The sequence below is a fragment of the Streptomyces albireticuli genome (assembly GCF_021228125.1).
GTDB classification, from domain to species: domain Bacteria; phylum Actinomycetota; class Actinomycetes; order Streptomycetales; family Streptomycetaceae; genus Streptomyces; species Streptomyces albireticuli.
The window spans coordinates 281667-298342 of record NZ_JAJQQS010000009.1 but is presented as its reverse complement, the minus strand read 5'-3'; the positions used below and the strand labels follow the sequence as shown (position 1 = coordinate 298342).

At 71.3% G+C, this 16676-nt stretch carries 14 protein-coding genes; 7 read left to right on the top strand and 7 right to left on the bottom strand.

What is annotated here, in order from left to right; genetic code table 11:
* Positions 1-39: 39 nt before the first annotated feature.
* Positions 40-1797 (top strand): LCP family protein, encoded by a 1758-nt coding sequence (locus LUZ64_RS18950; protein ID WP_232390152.1) that lies wholly within the window; start codon positions 40-42, stop codon positions 1795-1797.
* Positions 1798-1953: 156 nt separating this feature from the next.
* Positions 1954-3813 (top strand): LCP family protein, encoded by a 1860-nt coding sequence (locus LUZ64_RS18945; RefSeq protein ID WP_095581573.1) that lies wholly within the window; start codon positions 1954-1956, stop codon positions 3811-3813.
* A gap of 112 nt (positions 3814-3925) precedes the next feature.
* Here LUZ64_RS18945 and LUZ64_RS18940 read toward each other — a convergent pair whose 3' ends face one another.
* Positions 3926-4939 (bottom strand): glycosyltransferase family 2 protein, encoded by a 1014-nt coding sequence (locus LUZ64_RS18940; RefSeq protein WP_095581574.1) that lies wholly within the window; start codon positions 4937-4939, stop codon positions 3926-3928.
* 222 nt (positions 4940-5161) lie between these two features.
* Between LUZ64_RS18940 and LUZ64_RS18935 the strand changes: the two genes are divergently transcribed.
* Positions 5162-6664 (top strand): LCP family protein, encoded by a 1503-nt coding sequence (locus LUZ64_RS18935; protein WP_232390153.1) that lies wholly within the window; start codon positions 5162-5164, stop codon positions 6662-6664.
* 235 nt (positions 6665-6899) lie between these two features.
* Here LUZ64_RS18935 and LUZ64_RS18930 read toward each other — a convergent pair whose 3' ends face one another.
* Positions 6900-7448, bottom strand: coding sequence for an acyl-CoA thioesterase (locus LUZ64_RS18930; protein ID WP_095582890.1), 549 nt, complete (start codon positions 7446-7448; stop codon positions 6900-6902).
* A gap of 120 nt (positions 7449-7568) precedes the next feature.
* Here LUZ64_RS18930 and LUZ64_RS18925 point away from each other — a divergent pair, with 120 nt between their 5' ends.
* Entirely contained in the window at positions 7569-8858 is a 1290-nt protein-coding gene (locus tag LUZ64_RS18925; RefSeq protein ID WP_095582889.1) for an LCP family protein, read from the top strand.
* Here LUZ64_RS18925 and LUZ64_RS18920 read toward each other — a convergent pair whose 3' ends face one another.
* Positions 8859-9662, bottom strand: coding sequence for a VOC family protein (locus LUZ64_RS18920; protein ID WP_095582893.1), 804 nt, complete (start codon positions 9660-9662; stop codon positions 8859-8861).
* Positions 9663-9814: 152 nt separating this feature from the next.
* A complete protein-coding gene (locus LUZ64_RS18915) occupies positions 9815-10975 on the bottom strand; it encodes an acyl-CoA dehydrogenase (RefSeq protein WP_095582888.1) in 1161 nt (386 codons plus the stop codon).
* Positions 10976-11225: 250 nt separating this feature from the next.
* On the opposite strand from LUZ64_RS18915, the gene LUZ64_RS18910 reads away from it, so the two are divergent.
* Positions 11226-12566 (top strand): UDP-glucose dehydrogenase family protein, encoded by a 1341-nt coding sequence (locus LUZ64_RS18910; protein ID WP_095582887.1) that lies wholly within the window; start codon positions 11226-11228, stop codon positions 12564-12566.
* 97 nt (positions 12567-12663) lie between these two features.
* Positions 12664-13044: a VOC family protein gene (locus LUZ64_RS18905; RefSeq protein WP_095582886.1), complete on the top strand. Its 381-nt coding sequence runs from the start codon at positions 12664-12666 to the stop codon at positions 13042-13044.
* 15 nt (positions 13045-13059) lie between these two features.
* Here the strand turns inward: LUZ64_RS18905 and LUZ64_RS18900 are convergent, their stop codons facing one another.
* Genes LUZ64_RS18900 through LUZ64_RS18890 form a run of 3 tightly spaced genes read right to left on the bottom strand, consistent with a single transcriptional unit; the run spans position 13060 to position 15922 of the window.
* Positions 13060-14262 carry a dipeptidase gene (locus LUZ64_RS18900; protein ID WP_232390154.1) on the bottom strand — a complete coding sequence of 401 codons (1203 nt, stop codon included), beginning with the start codon at positions 14260-14262 and terminating at the stop codon, positions 13060-13062.
* Positions 14259-14786: a 5-(carboxyamino)imidazole ribonucleotide mutase gene (gene purE, locus LUZ64_RS18895; protein ID WP_095582885.1), complete on the bottom strand. Its 528-nt coding sequence runs from the start codon at positions 14784-14786 to the stop codon at positions 14259-14261. Before purE ends, LUZ64_RS18900 begins: the two co-directional genes overlap by 4 nt.
* A complete protein-coding gene (locus tag LUZ64_RS18890) occupies positions 14783-15922 on the bottom strand; it encodes a 5-(carboxyamino)imidazole ribonucleotide synthase (protein ID WP_095582884.1) in 1140 nt (379 codons plus the stop codon). The genes purE and LUZ64_RS18890 overlap by 4 nt, the downstream gene beginning before the upstream one ends.
* Positions 15923-16149: 227 nt before the next feature.
* Between LUZ64_RS18890 and LUZ64_RS18885 the strand changes: the two genes are divergently transcribed.
* Complete coding sequence (locus LUZ64_RS18885) at positions 16150-16662, top strand: GtrA family protein (RefSeq protein WP_095582883.1); 513 nt, start codon at positions 16150-16152, stop codon at positions 16660-16662.
* The last annotated feature ends 14 nt before the right edge of the window (positions 16663-16676 follow it).

Here is a 16676-nt window from a genome sequence, read left to right as displayed (position 1 = left end):
GTAGGCGCCGCGTGGCACCGACGGAGGATTCAAGCGACCGTGGACGCGCAAGGCCGTGGGCGGGCGGGCGGCATCGACCCCGCCGACCAGTGGGTCTTCGACCCGAAAACCGGCAGCTACGAGCTGCGTCTTGACCAAGCCGAGGAGGCCGGGCAGGCCTCCGGGCACAGCTCCAGCACTGCTTCCACCGCCGATGCCCCGGCCGCTCCGCCCAAGCCCCGAAGCACCGAGGCGCCGCCCGGCCGCCGCGCCGTGCCGCCGCAGCGCGGCGGTGGCGGCGGCGGGCGGCGGGCGGGGGCCAAGCCGGCCACGGGCCGGCGGCGCCCCAAGCCGAAGAAGAGCACGAAGAAGAAGGTGATGCTGTGGACCGGCGGCACCCTCGCCTTTGTGCTGGTCGGCGGCTCACTGGGCGCGTATCTGCTCTACCAGCACTTCAACAACAACCTCAACAAGATCGATGTCGGTGTGGACAACGCCGCCGTCACCAAGGGCCCCGTCAACATCCTGGTCATCGGTACCGACAAGCGTGACGGCAAGGGCAACCAGGGTTACGGCGACGAGGGCAGCGTCGGGCACGCGGACACCACGCTGCTCTTCCATGTCTCCGAGGACCGGTCGAACGCCACGGCGCTCTCCATCCCGCGCGACATGATCACCGACATCCCGGAGTGCACCACCAAGAAGGACGGCAAGACCACGACGATCCCGGGTTCCACGGGCGTCCGGTTCAACGAGAGCCTCGGCCAGGAGGACCGCGACCCGGGCTGCACCTGGCGGACCGTCGAGGCGCTCACGGGCCTGAAGGTCAGTCACTTCATGATGGCGGACTTCAACGCCGTGAAGCAGATGTCGGCGGCCGTCGGCGGCGTCGAGGTCTGCCTGGCCAAGGACATCGACGACCCCAAGTCGCACCTCAAGCTCAGCAAGGGACGGCACAAGATCCAGGGCGAGGACGCGCTCGCCTTCGTCCGCACCCGGCACAGCGTGGGCTTCGAGAGCGACCTGGACCGGATCAAGCTCCAGCAGCAGTTCCTGAGTTCGATGATCCGCGAGATGAAGTCGGACGACACCTTCACCAACCCCAAGAAGCTCTACAACCTCGGTGACGCGGCGACGAAGTCCCTGACGGTCGACACGGGAATAGGGTCCGTCAGCAATCTGACCAAGCTGGCGAAGGACCTCAGCCGGGTCAACATCAAGAACATCTCCTTCGTGACCGTCCCGGTCAAGGACAACCCCGCCGAGGGCAAGAACCACAAGACGGTCGTCCTCGACAAGACGAAGTCCGATCCGCTCTTCGCCATGGTCCGCGACGACGTCTCCCTCACCGAGGTGAAGGAGAAGGAGAAGAAGGAGCAGGAGAAGGCGGACGCCGCCCAGGACGCCCTCCTCAAGGGGCCCAAGGCCGAGCCCGGGAGCGTCCGGGTGAAGGTCCTCAACGGCAGCGGCCGGATCGGCGCCGCCCAGGAGGCCGTCGTCTGGATGCAGAACACCAAGGGCATGCGCCTGACGAGCAACGGCGGCAACGCCGTCGGCGGCAAGAAGCTGGACAAGACCGTCCTGGAGTTCGCGCCCAACCAGGCCGATCAGGCGCGCCGTCTCGCGGAGGTCATGGGCCTGCCCGTCGAGGCGCTCAAGGTGGGCAAGGCGGACGCCGCCCCGACCGCGGAGATGACTCTCACGCTCGGCGCCGACTACAAGGCCGCGGGCACTCCGGTATCCGTGCCGACGCCCGCGAAGGCGCCGGAAGGCATCCAAAAGGTCGAAGCGGACGACAAGAACATCTGCGCCAAGTGAACCCAGCCCCCGCACACACGCATCTCACTATCGGACGACCGGTCATCTGAGCACGGCACGGCCGTACGATCCGCTCGGAGCGCTCTGCGTGCACAGAGTGACGAGATCAGACACGCCTGCCCATCGGGCCGGACGCAGCAGTTAAGGGGAGGCCCCATGCGGGACAGCAGTGTGCGGGGGCCGCGGGCGCGCGGCCGCGTCCCGGGGGCCCGCGGCCGGAAGGAAACCGGCGCGGCCGGGAAGATCACCGCGAAGACGGCCGGGAAGCCGGAGGACGCGCCGGAGACCGGTGCCGGGGAGAGCGGCGCCGCCGGAACCGGCGGGAACGGGTCCGGCGGCGGCAAGCATTCCGCCACCAAATCCGGCAATGGCAAGCATTCCGCCCCCAAGTCCGGTGACACCAAGACTTCCGGCACCACGGCCGGTGACGGTAAGTCGGGTCACGGCAAGGCCCGTGCCCGGCGCACCCGCGCGGGCCGAATAGCCCGCTGGACCGCGCTCTGCCTCGCGGTCCTCATCCTCGGCACCGCCGCCGCGGGGTACTTCTACTACGAGCACCTCAACGGCAACCTCAAGAAGGACGCGCTCAACCTCGGCGACAAGCGGCTCGACCGCAGCGCCGCCAACGCCGCCGGCCAGCGGCCCCTGAACATCCTGCTCCTGGGCTCGGACAGCCGGAACAGCGCGGAGAACGTCGCCCTCGGCGGCGCCCGCGAGGACGCCGGCCGCAAACCGCTCGCCGATGTGCAGATGCTGGTCCACGTCTCGGCGGACCGCTCCAACATGTCGGTCATCAGCGTCCCGCGCGACACCCGGGTGACGATCCCCAAGTGCACCGACCCGGAGGACGGCAAGGTCTACCGGGAGACGGACCGCCAGATCATCAACACCAGCCTGATGAACGGCGGCCCCGGCTGCACGGTGGCCACCTGGGAGGAGCTCACCGGCATCCCCGTCGACCACTTCATGATGATCGACTTCGCCGGTGTGGTGAACATGGCCGACGCCGTCGGCGGTGTCCCGGTCTGCGTCGACAACAACGTCTACGACGACAAGTCGGGGCTCCGGCTGCGCAAGGGCCGGCACAACGTCAAGGGCGAGCAGGCCCTCCAGTGGCTGCGCACCCGGCACGGCTTCGAGGACGGCAGCGACATCGGCCGCACCCACGCCCAGCACATGTACATGAACTCGATGGTCCGCCAGCTCAAGTCCGGCACCAAGCTCTCCGACCCGGGCCAGCTCACCGACCTCGCCGAGGCCGCGACCAAGGCACTCACCGTCGACAAGGACCTCGGCTCGGTCAAGAAGCTCTACGACCTCGCCGACGACATCAAGCGCGTGCCGTCCGGCCGGATCACCATGACCACCATGCCGTGGGTCTCCGACCCGCAGAACCCGGACGCGCACGTGGTCCCCAAGCCGGGCGACGCGGACAAGCTCTTCTCGCTGGTGCGCAACGACATCGCGCTCGACGGCAAGGACAAGAAGAAGGAGAAGAGCGCCTCCCCCGCGGCCCCGAGCGGCCCGAAGAGCGCCGTCGACGTCACGGTCTTCAACGGCACCGGCACCGCCGCCCAGCCCGTGGCCGTCGGCCGGGGCTCCGACATCGCCGCCTTCCTGGTGAAGCAGGGGTTCAGCAAGGCCACGGCGGACTCCACGCCCCGGTCGCAGGCCGACACGACGCTCAGCTACGCGAAGGCCTCCCAGCGCGGCGACGCCGAGGCGCTGGCCAAGGCCCTGGGCCTGCCGGACAGCGCACTGCGGATGTCCACGGCCGTCGACGGGCTGACCCTGGTCGTCGGCGGGGACTGGCGTACGGGCACGTCCTACCCGAAGGCCGCGGACGACGCGAAGGACGATCCCAAGAAGGACGGCGCCGAGAAGGACGGCGAGAAGAAGGACAGCGAGAAGAAGGACGGCAAGGGCGACGACAACAAGGCGCCCGAGAGCTCGGACCCGCTCAACGGCAACGACACGTCGGCCTGTATGAAGGTCAACTCGCTGAATCGTTTCTGAGCCGCATCGATTCCGAGCTGAACCGATGCCGAGCTGAATCGACGCCGAGCGGGGCCCGTCCGTGGACGGGAAGCCGTACGGGCCCGGGCGGGCCCGTACGGCGGCGCGCCGCCTACTTCGTGACCGCCGGGCGGCGGCTGGCGATGACCTTGCGGGCCAGCGAGCGGGGGCTGGTCAGGAAGCCGAACCCCCACGACATGTGCATCGTCGCCAGCGCCACCGGGATCTGCGCCCGCGCCTTGAGCGGCAGGCCCTTGCCCGCCGGCACCGAGCCCGCGGCGATCGCCGCCAGGTACCCGGCCGGCACGACCAGGCCCCAGGGGGTGACGGCCGCGCCGACCACCACGCCCGCGGCGATGGCCACGACGGCGGTCGGCGGCGCGAGGTAGCGGAGGTTGATCGAGCCCTGGTGGTAGCGGGCGACGACGTGCCGCCAGCGGCCGTAGTCCTTGTACTGCTTGGCGAGCGCCTTCACGCTCGGGCGCGGCCGGTAGGAGACCTTGAGCTCCGGCGAGAACCAGATCAGCCCGCCCGCCTCACGGATCCGGAAGTTCAGCTCCCAGTCCTGGGCGCGGATGAACTCCTCGTTGTAGCCGCCCTGCTGCTCCAGCGCCTCACGCCGGAAGACGCCCAGGTACACGGTCTCGGCGGGGCCGGCCGCACCGCCCGTGTGGAAGGCCGCGTTGCCCACGCCGATCTTCGAGGTCATGGCGGCGGCGACCGCGTGCTCCCAGTCGTTCTCGCCCTCGGCGTGCATCAGGCCGCCGACGTTCTGCGCGCCCGTCTCGTCGAGCAGCCGCACGGCCGTCGCGATGTAGTTCGGCGACAGCATGCCGTGGCCGTCCACGCGCACCACGATCGGGTGACGGGACGCCTTGATCGCGGCGTTGAGCGCGGCGGGCGTCCGGCCGGTGGGGTTGGGGACGGTGTGGACCCGGGGGTCCTCCCGGACGAGCTCGGCGGCGATCTCGTCCGTGCGGTCCGTGGACGGACCGAGGGCGATCACGACCTCCAGCTCGCCGGCGTACTCCTGTTCCAGGATGTGCCGCACGGAGGTGCGCAGATACCGCTCCTCGTTGAGCACCGGCATGATCACGGAAACGGCGGGCGGCTGCTGTTCGGGCATGGTTCCTCGGGGGTACGGGGGTCACTCACCGGACGGGCGGGGGGCGGCGGACTCGTCCGTCACGTTACCGCTAATGGCGGAAGCCGACGCTCCCGGCCGGGTGGCAGGCGTGACCCGAACGGCGTGGGGGCGCGGTCCGTAGATCGTATGGGCATACCGTGACCGCTCCCTGGCCCTTCCGGGTCCGGCCCCGTCCTGGTCCCGTCCGTCGCGGAGGTCCCCATGACCGCACCGGCCCGCAACCCGCGCTCGCGCCGGGCCCGCCACGGCGCCCCCCGCCGGCCCCGCTGGGGGCTGCGGATCACCTCGCTGGCCGCGCTGGCGGTGCTGGGGGCCGGGGGCATCGGGCATGCCGTGGTCAGCGGGATCGACAGCAGGATCGATCGGGTGGACGCCTTCCGCGGGCTGGTGAACCGGCCGCCCGAGACCCGTCAGGGGATGAACGTGCTGCTGGTGGGCACGGACGGCCGGGAGCGGATCAGCCGGGCCCAGCGGGAGCGCTACCACCTGGGCGGTGCCCCCTGCCACTGCACGGACACGCTGATGCTCGTCCACCTCTCCGCCGAGCGCGACCGGGCGACCGTGGTCAGCCTGCCCCGCGACACCTACGCGATGATCCCCGAGCGCACCGACGAGGCCGGCCGCAGGCACCCCGCCCACCCGCAGAAGCTCAACGCCGCCTACGCCGAGGGCGGCCCCAGCCTGACCGTGCGGACGGTGGAGAACCTGACCGGTGTGCACGTCGATCACTATCTGGAGGTCGACTTCGTGAGCTTCATGCGCACCGTCGACGTCCTGGGCGGGGTGCGGGTGTGCTCGGCCAAGCCGCTCCGGGACCGCTACAGCGGGCTGGACCTGCCGGCCGGGCCCAGCGACCTGGACGGTGGGCAGGCGCTGCAGTACGTGCGCTCCCGGCACCTCGACGGCGCCGCCGACCTGGGCCGGATGCAGCGGCAGCAGCGCTTCCTCGCCTCGCTCCTGCACCAGGCGACGAGCAGCGGGGTGCTGCTGAACCCGGTGAAGTTCCAGGAGGTATCCGCCACGCTGCTGGGCTCCGTCCGCGCCGACCGGGGCTTCGGCGGGGACGAGCTGGTCGGGCTGGGCCGGGCGATGCGCAATCTCTCGCCCTCCTCGGCGGAGTTCGTCTCGGTGCCGGTGGGGGTCGCGGACTTCCCCGTCCCGCGCATCGGCTCGACCGTGAAGTGGGACGACGCGGCGGCCGGCAAGCTCTTCCAGGCCCTGCGCGAGGACCGGCCGCTCACCGAGCGCAACCGGCGGGCGCACGACGCCAAGGCGCCGCGCCGGCTGTCGGGGCCGCCGGTGCCGGTCGAGGTGGCGCCCCAGAAGATCCGGGTCCAGGTCTACAACGGCAGCGGCCGCCAGGGCCTCGCCCGCGCCACCGACCTGGACCTGCGCGCGACCGGCTTCAGCACGACGGGCCTGCCGGCGGACGCGCGGGTACCGGTCCCGCAGCGGCGCACGGTGATCGCCTACGACCCGCGCTGGGACCGCTCGGTGCGCTCCCTGGCGGCGGCGCTGCCGGGCGCGGAGCTGCGGCCGGTGGCCCGGCAGGGCCCGCTGATGAAGGTGACACTGGGGCTGGACTTCAAGGAGGTACGGGCGGTGCGGATCGCCGCGCCGGTACCGAAGCGGCGGGGGGCGGCGGCGGTCACGGGCGACCAGGTGATCTGCCCTGAGGGGCCGGTGGGGGCGGCGGGGGTGTAGCGGCGGGCGGGCTTTCCCCTGCCCGCCCCTTCCCGAATGTCCTCAGGCGCCGGACAGGCTGGAGCCCGGTCTCCGGACCTGTCGGTAAGGCCGGCCCGAGCGGAATCCGGCCCGCGGCCCCGGTGGCGAAAGGCCGGCCCGGGCGAAATCCGGCCCGTCCGGCGATTGAGGGCACCGCGCGGCAGCCCGGAAGGGCCCGGGCTGCAGGCCCCGGATCCCCGGGGCCCGTGGACGGTCAGTCCTCGATACCGTCCGCGGCCCGCTTCTCGCGGAGCTCCATGATCGCCCGGCGCCGCGCGAGGCGGTGCGTACGCCGGATCTGCGCCTCCTGGTAGCGCCTGCGGTCCCTCTCCGTCTCCGGGAGCACCGGCGGGACGCGCCGCGGCTTGCCGTCCGCGTCGACCGCGGCGAAGACGAGGTACGCGCTGCCGACCTGGACGGCGGGGGTCGACTCGTTCCACCGCTCGGCGAGCACCCGGACGCCGACCTCCATGGAGGACCGGCCGGTCCAGTTCACCTGCGCCTTCACATGGACGAGGTCCCCCACGCGGACCGGCTCCAGGAAGGCCATCTCGTCCATGGACGCGGTGACCGCGGGGCCGCCGGAGTGCCGGCCCGCGACCGCGCCGGCGACGTCGTCCACCAGCTTCATGATCACGCCGCCGTGGACGGTGCCCAGCAGGTTGGTGTCGCTGCCGGTCATGATGTGGGACAGCGTCGTACGGGAGGCCGACGTCGTCTTACCGGGTATGTCCGTCTCCGGATTCCCGTCCTGAATGGTCATGTCCACCACTGTATGCCGCCCGTCGCGCGAGGGTCGTTCTGCATCAGCTCTGCAACAGCCCTGCCCCGATCATGCCCTCGCCCTGCCGGGCGGCCGGGCGGTCGAGGCACACTGCGTTACATGAGCGATTGGCCGGATGGGCGGACCGACGAGCGGGGCCGGTACGGGCGCGGCAGCACGAATGCCGAGCCCGAGGGCGCCCGTGCCATGCCCCATGTGCGGCGCACGGCGCCACCCCGCCAGTACCAGCCGGTCCCGGGCTACGACGAGGGAACGGCGGTCACGGACCACGCCTCCGGCGGCCGCCGGGACGACGGCTACAACACGGGACAGGTCTACGGTCCCGGCGGCCCGGCCGGCCCGGGGCGCGGCGGCCACGGCGGTCACGGCGGGGGCCCGCGCGGCGGCGCGCCGCGCACCACCCCGCCGAACTGGCGCAAGCGGATCACGGTCGGTCTGACCGCCTTCGTGGTGGTGCTGCTGGCCGTCTCCGTGGGCACGTACTTCTGGGCCGACTCCAAGCTGCGCCGCGAGGTCGACCTCGGCAAGGTCCAGGACCGGCCGGCGGCGGGCGAGGGCACCAACTATCTGATCGTGGGGTCCGACAGCCGCGAGGGCCTGTCCGACGAGGACAAGAAGGAGCTCCACACCGGGTCGGCGGACGGCAAGCGCACCGACTCGATGATGATCCTGCACACCGGTGACAACGGCACCACGATGCTGAGCCTGCCCCGTGACTCGTACGTCACGATCCCCGCCTTCACCGGCAAGGAGTCCGGCAAGAGGTTCCCCGCCTCGACGCACAAGCTCAACCAGGCCTACGCCGACGGCGGGCCGGAGCTGCTCGCACAGACCATCGAGTTCAACACCGGGCTGCGCATCGACCACTACGCGGAGATCGGCTTCGGCGGCTTCCGCAATCTGGTCGACGCGCTGGGCGGGGTGGAGATGTGCCTGGACAAGCCGCTGAAGGACCGGGACTCCGGCGCGGACTTCAAGGCGGGCTGCCAGGAGCTGGACGGCGCCCAGTCGCTGGCCTTCGTGCGCCAGCGCCACCAGGAGGCCGACCAGGACCTGGGCCGGATGCGCAACCAGCAGAAGTTCCTGAACACCCTCGCCAAGCAGGCCGCCTCGCCGAGCACGGTCCTCAACCCGTTCCGCCTCTACCCCGTGATCGGCTCCGGCCTGGACACGCTGATCGTCGACAAGGACATGGGGCTGTTCGACCTGACGTCGATGTTCTGGGCGATGAAGGGCGTGACGGGCGGCGACGGCAAGCAGCTGACGGTGCCGATCGCGTCCGCGAACTTCCCGACCCGCGGCGACGGCGTGGCCGTGAAGTGGGACACGGCCAAGGCCAAGCAGCTCTTCGACCAGCTCAAGAAGGACCAGAAGGTCACCGCCGGGTGATCAGGGGCCCTCGGTGGCGCTGGCGTCGATCACGGCGAAGGCGCCGCCCTGCGGGTCCTGCACGACCGCCATCCGCCCGGCGACCATGTCGAACGGCGGCTTGATCACCGAGCCGCCGGCCCGGGTCACCGCGTCGACCGTGCTGTCGGTGTCGTCCACCGAGAAGTAGGTCAGCCAGTTCGAGGGCCCCTCGGGCGGGGCGGGCAGGGTGCCGAGCGCCTGCATCCCGCCGATGGTCCGGTCGCCCGCGGTCAGCGAGAAGTAGCCGGGCGCGCCGTCCATCGGGGCCGCCTTGAGGCCGAGCGCGGTGGCGTAGAAGCCCGAGGCGGTGGCCGTGTCGTTGGTGTTGAGCTCGTTCCAGATGAACGAGCCGGGTTCGTTGACGACCGTCGCGCCGATGAAGTCCTTGGCCTGCCAGAGGCCGAAGACCGCGCCCGTGGGGTCCTCGGCGACCGCCATCCGGCCGAGGGTGAGCACGTCCGTCGCGTGCATCATCAGCTTGCCGCCGTTGGCGGTGACCGCCCGCTCCGTGGCGTCCAGGTCGTCGGTCGCCAGATAGGTGGTCCACACGCTCGGCGGCGCCGGGTCGGGCGTGCTGCCGTCGGGGTTCATCGCCGTCATGATGCCCGCCACGGGCTTGCCGTCCTTGGCGCAGATCGCGTACCCGCCGGTCTCCGGCGGCCCGGGCTCGCCCTGCCAGCCGAAGAGGTCGCGGTAGAAGTCGAGGGCGGCCTGCTGGTCGGGGACCATCAGGTCGACCCAGCAGGGGGTGCCGGGCGGGTACGGTCCGGTGACGTCGGGCATGTGCGGGGCCTCCATGGCGGTACGGGCGTCCTCCACCCGCAGCTTCGGCGGGTGTGCCCGGCACCGCGAGAGGTGTTGGCCCGTACGGGCGCGAAAGGCCCCCCGGCAGGGTGCCGGGGGGCCTTTCGTCCGTGCGCCTCGCGCGCCCGGGGCTACTTCGGGAGGTTGCGCGCCATGACGATGCGCTGGACCTGGTTGGTGCCCTCGTAGATTTGGGTGATCTTGGCGTCGCGCATCATGCGCTCCAGCGGGTAGTCACGGGTGTAGCCGTAACCGCCGAGGAGCTGGACGGCGTCCACCGTGACCTCCATGGCCACGTCGGAGGCGAAGCACTTCGCCGCCGCGCCCTGGAAGGTGAGGTCGCTGTCACCGCGCTCGGACTTGGCGGCGGCGGCGTAGGTCAGCTGGCGGGCGGCCTCGATCTTCATGGCCATGTCGGCGAGCATGAACTGGATGCCCTGGAAGTCGGCGATCGGCTTGCCGAACTGCTTGCGCTCCTGGACGTAGCCCTTGGCGTAGTCGAGGGCGCCCTGGGCGATGCCGAGGGCCTGGGCCGCGATGGTGACGCGGGTGTGGTCCAGGGTCTTCATCGCGGTGGCGAAGCCGGTGCCCTCCGCGCCGATCATCCGGTCCGCGGGGATGCGGACGTTGTCGAGGTAGACCTCGCGGGTCGGGGAGCCCTTGATGCCGAGCTTCTTCTCCGGGGCACCGAAGGAGACGCCCTCGTCGGACTTCTCCACGACGAAGGCGGAGATTCCCTTGGAGCGCTTCTCGGGGTCGGTGACGGCCATCACCGTGTAGTACTCGCTGACGCCGGCGTTGGTGATCCAGCGCTTCACGCCGTTGAGGACGTAGTGGTCACCGTCGCGCACGGCCTTGGTCTTCATGCCGGCCGCGTCGGAGCCCGCGTCGGGCTCGCTGAGGCAGTACGAGAACATCGCGTCGCCCTTGGCGAGCGGGGCCAGATAGCGCTTCTTCAGCTCGTCGGAGCCGGAGAGGATCACCGGCAGCGAGCCGAGCTTGTTGACCGCGGGGATCAGGGAGGACGAGGCGCAGACGCGCGAGACCTCCTCGATGACGATCACGGTGGCCAGGGCGTCGGCGCCCGCGCCGCCGAACTCCTCGGGGACGTGCACGGCGTGCAGGTCGGAGGCGACCAGGGCGTCCAGGGCCTCCTGCGGGAAGCGGGCCTCCTCGTCGACCTCGGCGGCGAAGGGGGCGATCTTCGCCTCGGCGAGCTGGCGCACGACCTTGCGGAGCTCGTCGTGCTCCTCGGCCGGCCGGTACAGGTCGAAGTCCTTTGTTCCCGCCAAGGCGTACTCCCCTGAGAAGTTAACTACCGTTTAGTAACTCGATTCTAGGGGGCGGCTTCCGAACGGGGATACGTGAGCTTGCCGACAGCGTCGGAACGACGGTCCGCACGGGTGCGCACCGCGCTCGCCACCGTGCCCCGGCCACGCCCGGTACGGCGCCCGATGTTCATGGCGTCTCCCCAGGTCCTTCCCCCGGCGGGCCCCTACTATGCTCGGGCACCGCACCAGCCCGTCAGCACATGGAGCACGCATGGCCCCCAGGATCACCGTGATCGGCACCGGCTACCTCGGCGCCACCCATGCCGCGGCCATGGCCGAGCTCGGCTTCGAGGTACTGGGCCTCGACGTGGTCCCCGAGAAGATCGAGATGCTCGGCCGGGGCAAGGTCCCCATGTACGAGCCCGGTCTGGAGGAGCTGCTGCGCCGCCATGTGGCCGGCATCGAGGGCTCGACCGGCAGGCTGCGCTTCACCACCTCCTGGGAGGAGGTCGGCGAGTTCGGCGACGTCCACTTCGTCTGTGTGAACACCCCGCAGAAGCACGGCGAGTACGCCTGCGACATGACCTACGTCGACGCCGCCTTCTCCTCGCTGGCCGCGGTGCTGCGCCGCCCGGCGCTGGTCGTCGGCAAGTCGACCGTGCCGGTCGGCAGCGCGGCCCGGCTCGCGGGGCTGCTCCGGGAGCTGTCCCCGGCGGGCGACGAGGTCGAGCTCGCCTGGAACCCCGAGTTCCTGCGCGAGGGCTTCGCCGTCCGGGACACCCTGCACCCCGACCGGATCGTCGTCGGCGTCTCCGGCGAGCACGGTGAGAAGCTGCTGCGCGAGGTCTACGCGACCCCGGTCGGCGAGGGCACCCCCTTCGTCGTCACGGACTACCCGACGGCGGAGCTGGTGAAGACCGCCGCCAACTCCTTCCTCGCCACGAAGATCTCCTTCATCAACGCCATGGCCGAGGTGTGCGAGGCCGCCGACGGCGACGTGGTGAAGCTGGCCGAGGCCATCGGCCACGACGAGCGGATCGGCCGGAAGTTCCTGCGGGCCGGCATCGGCTTCGGCGGCGGCTGCCTGCCCAAGGACATCCGCGCCTTCATGGCCCGCGCCGGAGAGCTGGGCGTGGACCAGGCGCTGACCTTCCTCCGCGAGGTCGACTCCATCAACATGCGCCGCCGCGGCCACATGGTCGAGCTGGCCCGCGAGTGCCTGGGCGGCAGCTTCCTGGGACAGCGGGTCGCCGTCCTGGGCGCGACCTTCAAGCCCGACTCCGACGACGTCCGGGACTCCCCCGCGCTGAACGTCGCCGGGCAGATCCACCTCCAGGGCGGCCAGGTCACGGTCTACGACCCCAAGGGCATGGCCAACGCCCGCGGCCTCTTCCCCACGCTCGGCTACGCGCCGACCGCGCTGGAGGCGTGCCGGGGCGCCCAGGTGGTGCTGCACCTCACCGAGTGGGCGGAGTTCCGCGAGCTGGACCCGGCGGCGCTGGGCGAGGTCGTGGCCGCGCGCCGGATCCTGGACGGCCGCAACGCCCTGGACGCCGCCGCCTGGCGCGACGCGGGGTGGGCCTTCCGGGCGATGGGCCGCCCGCAGGCGTAGCCGGACGGGCCCCGGGGAACATGCCCCGGGGGTCCCCTTCCTTACCCCTCGCACCACCCGCAATCGCTCGTACCACCCGCACGTCCGAGGAGTGAGTGTGCCCATCGCGAAGATCTCGGCGACCGTCGTCGACTGCCCCGAGCCGCTGCCGCTGGCCCGGTTCTACGCCGAGGTGCTCGGCGGCCGGGTCGAGGAGGACCCCGAGGAGGACGACTGGGTGGACCTCCATCTGCCGGACGGCGGCAGGCTGGCCTTCCAGCTCGCCCCCGGCCTCGTACCGCCCAAGTGGCCGCGCGCCGACCTCGACTCCCAGCAGCTCCACCTGGACCTCGACGTGACGGACATGGAGTCGGCGCACGCGCGGGTGCTGGAGCTCGGGGCGAAGCCGCTGGACGTGGACGACGACGGGGGCCGGCGCGACTTCCGTGTCTACGCCGACCCCGCGGGGCATCCGTTCTGCCTGATCCTGCGGGCCTGACGGCCCGCCGGGCCGTCAGCCGTCCAGCTGGCCGATCGTGGCGATCGACGGGCCGCGGCGGCCCTGGAGCCCGCGCGCCACGTCCTCCGCGTCGCGCAGCACGCGCACGGCGTTCTTCCAGGTGAGCTTGGCGAGGTCGGCGTCCGACCAGCCGCGGCGCAGCAGCTCCGCGATCAGGTTGGGGTAGCCCGCGACGTCCGCGAGGTCGGCCGGGGTGAAGGCCGTGCCGTCGTAGTCGCCGCCGATGCCGATGTGATCGACGCCGGCGACCTCGCGCATGTGGTCGAGGTGGTCGGCGACGGTCGCGGCCGTGGCGAGCGGGCGGGGGCGCACGGCCTCGAAGGCGCGCTGCACGGCCATGCCCGCGGCCGTGGTGTCCAGGTGGTGCAGGCCGTTGGCGCGCATGTTCTCGTCCGCGGCCAGGGTCCACTCGATGGCGGCCGGGAGGATGAACTTGGGCACGAAGGTGGCCATGGCCACGCCGCCGTTGGCGGGCAGCGCGGCGAGCACGTCGTCGGGGATGTTGCGCGGGTGGTCGCAGACGGCGCGCGCGGAGGAGTGCGAGAAGATCACCGGCGCCTCGGTGACCCGCAGCGCGTCCCGCATGGTGTCGGCCGAGACATGACTGAGGTCGACGAGCACGCCCGTGCGGTTCATCTCCCGGACGACCTCCTCGCCGAAACGGGTCAGCCCGCCCGCCCTCGGCTCGTCGGTCGCCGAGTCCGCCCAGGCGATGTTGTCGTTGTGGGTCAGCGTCATATAGCGGACGCCGAGCCGGTGCAGGGCGCGCAGCGTCGCGAGGGAGTTGTTGATGCTGTGGCCGCCCTCGGCGCCCATGAGCGAGGCGATCCTCCCCTCGGCGCGCGCCGCCTCCATGTCGTCGGCGGTGAAGGCGAGCCGGAGGTCGGCGGGGTGGCGGGCGACGAGCTGCCGTACGACGTCGATCTGTTCGAGGGTCGCGCTGACGGCCTCGTCGCCGGCCATGTCGGTGCGGACGTACACGGACCAGAACTGCGCGCCGACGCCGCCGGCGCGCAGCCGCGGCAGGTCGGTGTGGAGGTCGGCGCTCTGGTCGGTGGCGATGTCGCGCCGGTCGAGGTCGTAGCGGACCTGCTCGCGCAGCGCCCAGGGCAGGTCGTTGTGGCCGTCGACGACGGGGTGGTCGGCGAGGAGCTCATGGGCGCGGGCGAGGTGGTCCCCGGCGGTCACGGCGGTCACTTCCCGAAGCCGAAGGAGTCGTTGCCGCCGGCCTTGGCGCGCAGCCTGCGGCCCTTCTCGGTCGCCTGCTCGTTGAGCTCGTCCTGGAAGTGGCGCATCCGCTCCTGGAGCCCGGCGTCGTGCGCGGCGAGCATCCGGACGGCGAGCAGGCCGGCGTTGCGGGCACCGGCGACGGAGACGGTGGCGACCGGCACTCCGGCCGGCATCTGCACGATGGACAGCAGGGAGTCCATGCCGTCGAGGTACTTCAGCGGTACGGGCACGCCGATGACCGGCAGCGGGGTGACGGAGGCGAGCATCCCGGGCAGGTGGGCGGCTCCCCCGGCACCGGCGATGACCGCCTTGAGACCGCGGCCCGCGGCCCCCTCGCCGTACGCGATCATCTCGCGCGGCATCCGGTGCGCGGAGACGACGTCGACCTCGTAAGGGACCTCGAATTCGTCCAGGGCCTTGGCGGCGGCCTCCATGACGGGCCAGTCGGAATCCGAGCCCATCACGATGCCGACGAGGGGGGAGCTGGTCATTCGGTGATCGTTCCTCGCAGATATCCGGCGGCGTGGCTCGCGCGCTCGCGCACATCCGCCAGGTCGTCGCCGTAGGTGTTGACGTGCCCGACCTTGCGGCCGGGCTTCACGTCCTTGCCGTACATATGGATCTTCAGGCCCGGGTCGCGTGCCATGCAATGGAGGTACGCGGAATACATGTCCGGGTAGTCGCCGCCGAGCACATTGGCCATGACGGTCCAGCGGGCCCGGGGACGGGGATCGCCGAGCGGGAGATCCAGCACGGCCCGGACGTGGTTGGCGAACTGCGAGGTGATCGCGCCGTCCTGGGTCCAGTGCCCGGAATTGTGCGGGCGCATGGCCAGCTCGTTGACGAGGACGCGGCCGTCGCGGGTCTCGAAGAGCTCCACGGCGAGGTGTCCGACCACGCCGAGTTCCTTGGCCACCTTCAGGGCGAGCTCCTGGGCGTGCGCCGAGAGCTCCGCGGAGAGGCCGGGCGCGGGGGCGATCACGGTGTCGCAGACGCCGTCCACCTGGATGGATTCGACGACGGGGTAGGAGACCGCCTGGCCGTGCGGGGAGCGGACGACGTTGGCCGCGAGCTCGCGGACGAAGTCGACCTTCTCCTCGGCGAGGACGGGCACCCCGGCCCGGAAGGGCTCGGCCGCCTCCTCGACGGTGCGGACGACCCAGACCCCCTTGCCGTCGTATCCGCCGCGCACCGTTTTCAGGACGACGGGGAAGCCCTCGCCCTCGGCCGCGAACCGCGCCACGTCCACGGGGTCCGCGACGAGGCGGTGCCGTGGACAGGGCACGCCGATCTCCAGGAGCCGGGCGCGCATCACGCCCTTGTCCTGGGCGTGCACCAACGCGTCGGGCCCGGGGCGGACGGGGATGCCGTCGGCCTCCAGGGCCCGTAGATGCTCGGTCGGAACGTGCTCGTGATCGAAGGTGATCACATCGCAGCCTTGTGCGAAAGCACGAAGGGTTTCCAGGTCGCGATAGTCGCCGATGACGACCTCGCTCACGACCTGGGCCGCCGAGTCCTGCGGGGTATCGCTGAGCAGCTTGAACTGGATGCCGAGGGGGATGCCCGCCTCGTGGGTCATACGGGCGAGCTGGCCGCCGCCGACCATGCCGACTACCGGGAACGTCACGCCCCCAGAGTATCCGTACGCGCGAACCACCCGGGCACCGCGTTTGGAGGATCGTCCGAAGAGACGGTCCGGTACGCGGATGGCCGATATCGCGCCGATATCGCGCGCGTTCGTCTCGCGTTCACCGACTCGGCCCATCGGCCGCCGGAGGCGCTGGATAGCATGAATGCCGCTCTACCCCTTGGAACACTTCCCCGACCGCCCACCGACGGAGCCTGACGATCGTTATGAATCAACGGCGCACAGTGCGATCCCGGCTGGAGCGGCTGGCCCGCGAGATCGCGAAATTCGGCGCGGTCGGAGCCATGGGGTTCGTGGTCAATCTCATCGTCTTCAACATCTGCGTGCACGGGTTCCAGCTCGCGGTGGTGCGCTCGGGCGTCATCGCCACCGCCGTCGCGATCGCCACCAATTACGTGGGCAACCGCTACTGGACGTACCGCGAGTGCGACCGCTCCCGGCGCAGCCGCGAGCTCTCCCTCTTCCTGCTCTTCAGCGGAGCGGGCCTGGTGATCGAGAACGGCATCCTGGCGCTCTCGCACTACGGCCTCGGAATGACCTCGTCGCTCGCGGACAACATCGCGAAGAACGTCGTCGGCCTCGGCATAGGAACCGTCTTCCGCTTCTGGTCCTACCGGACCTGGGTGTTCCGGGCGCTGCCCGCGCGTGAGGCCGTGGAGACTGCTGAATCGTTCCTGGCGACGGCTCCGGAGCGGGCCGGGGCGAGCGAGCGGGCGTAGGTCACGCCGGGGCG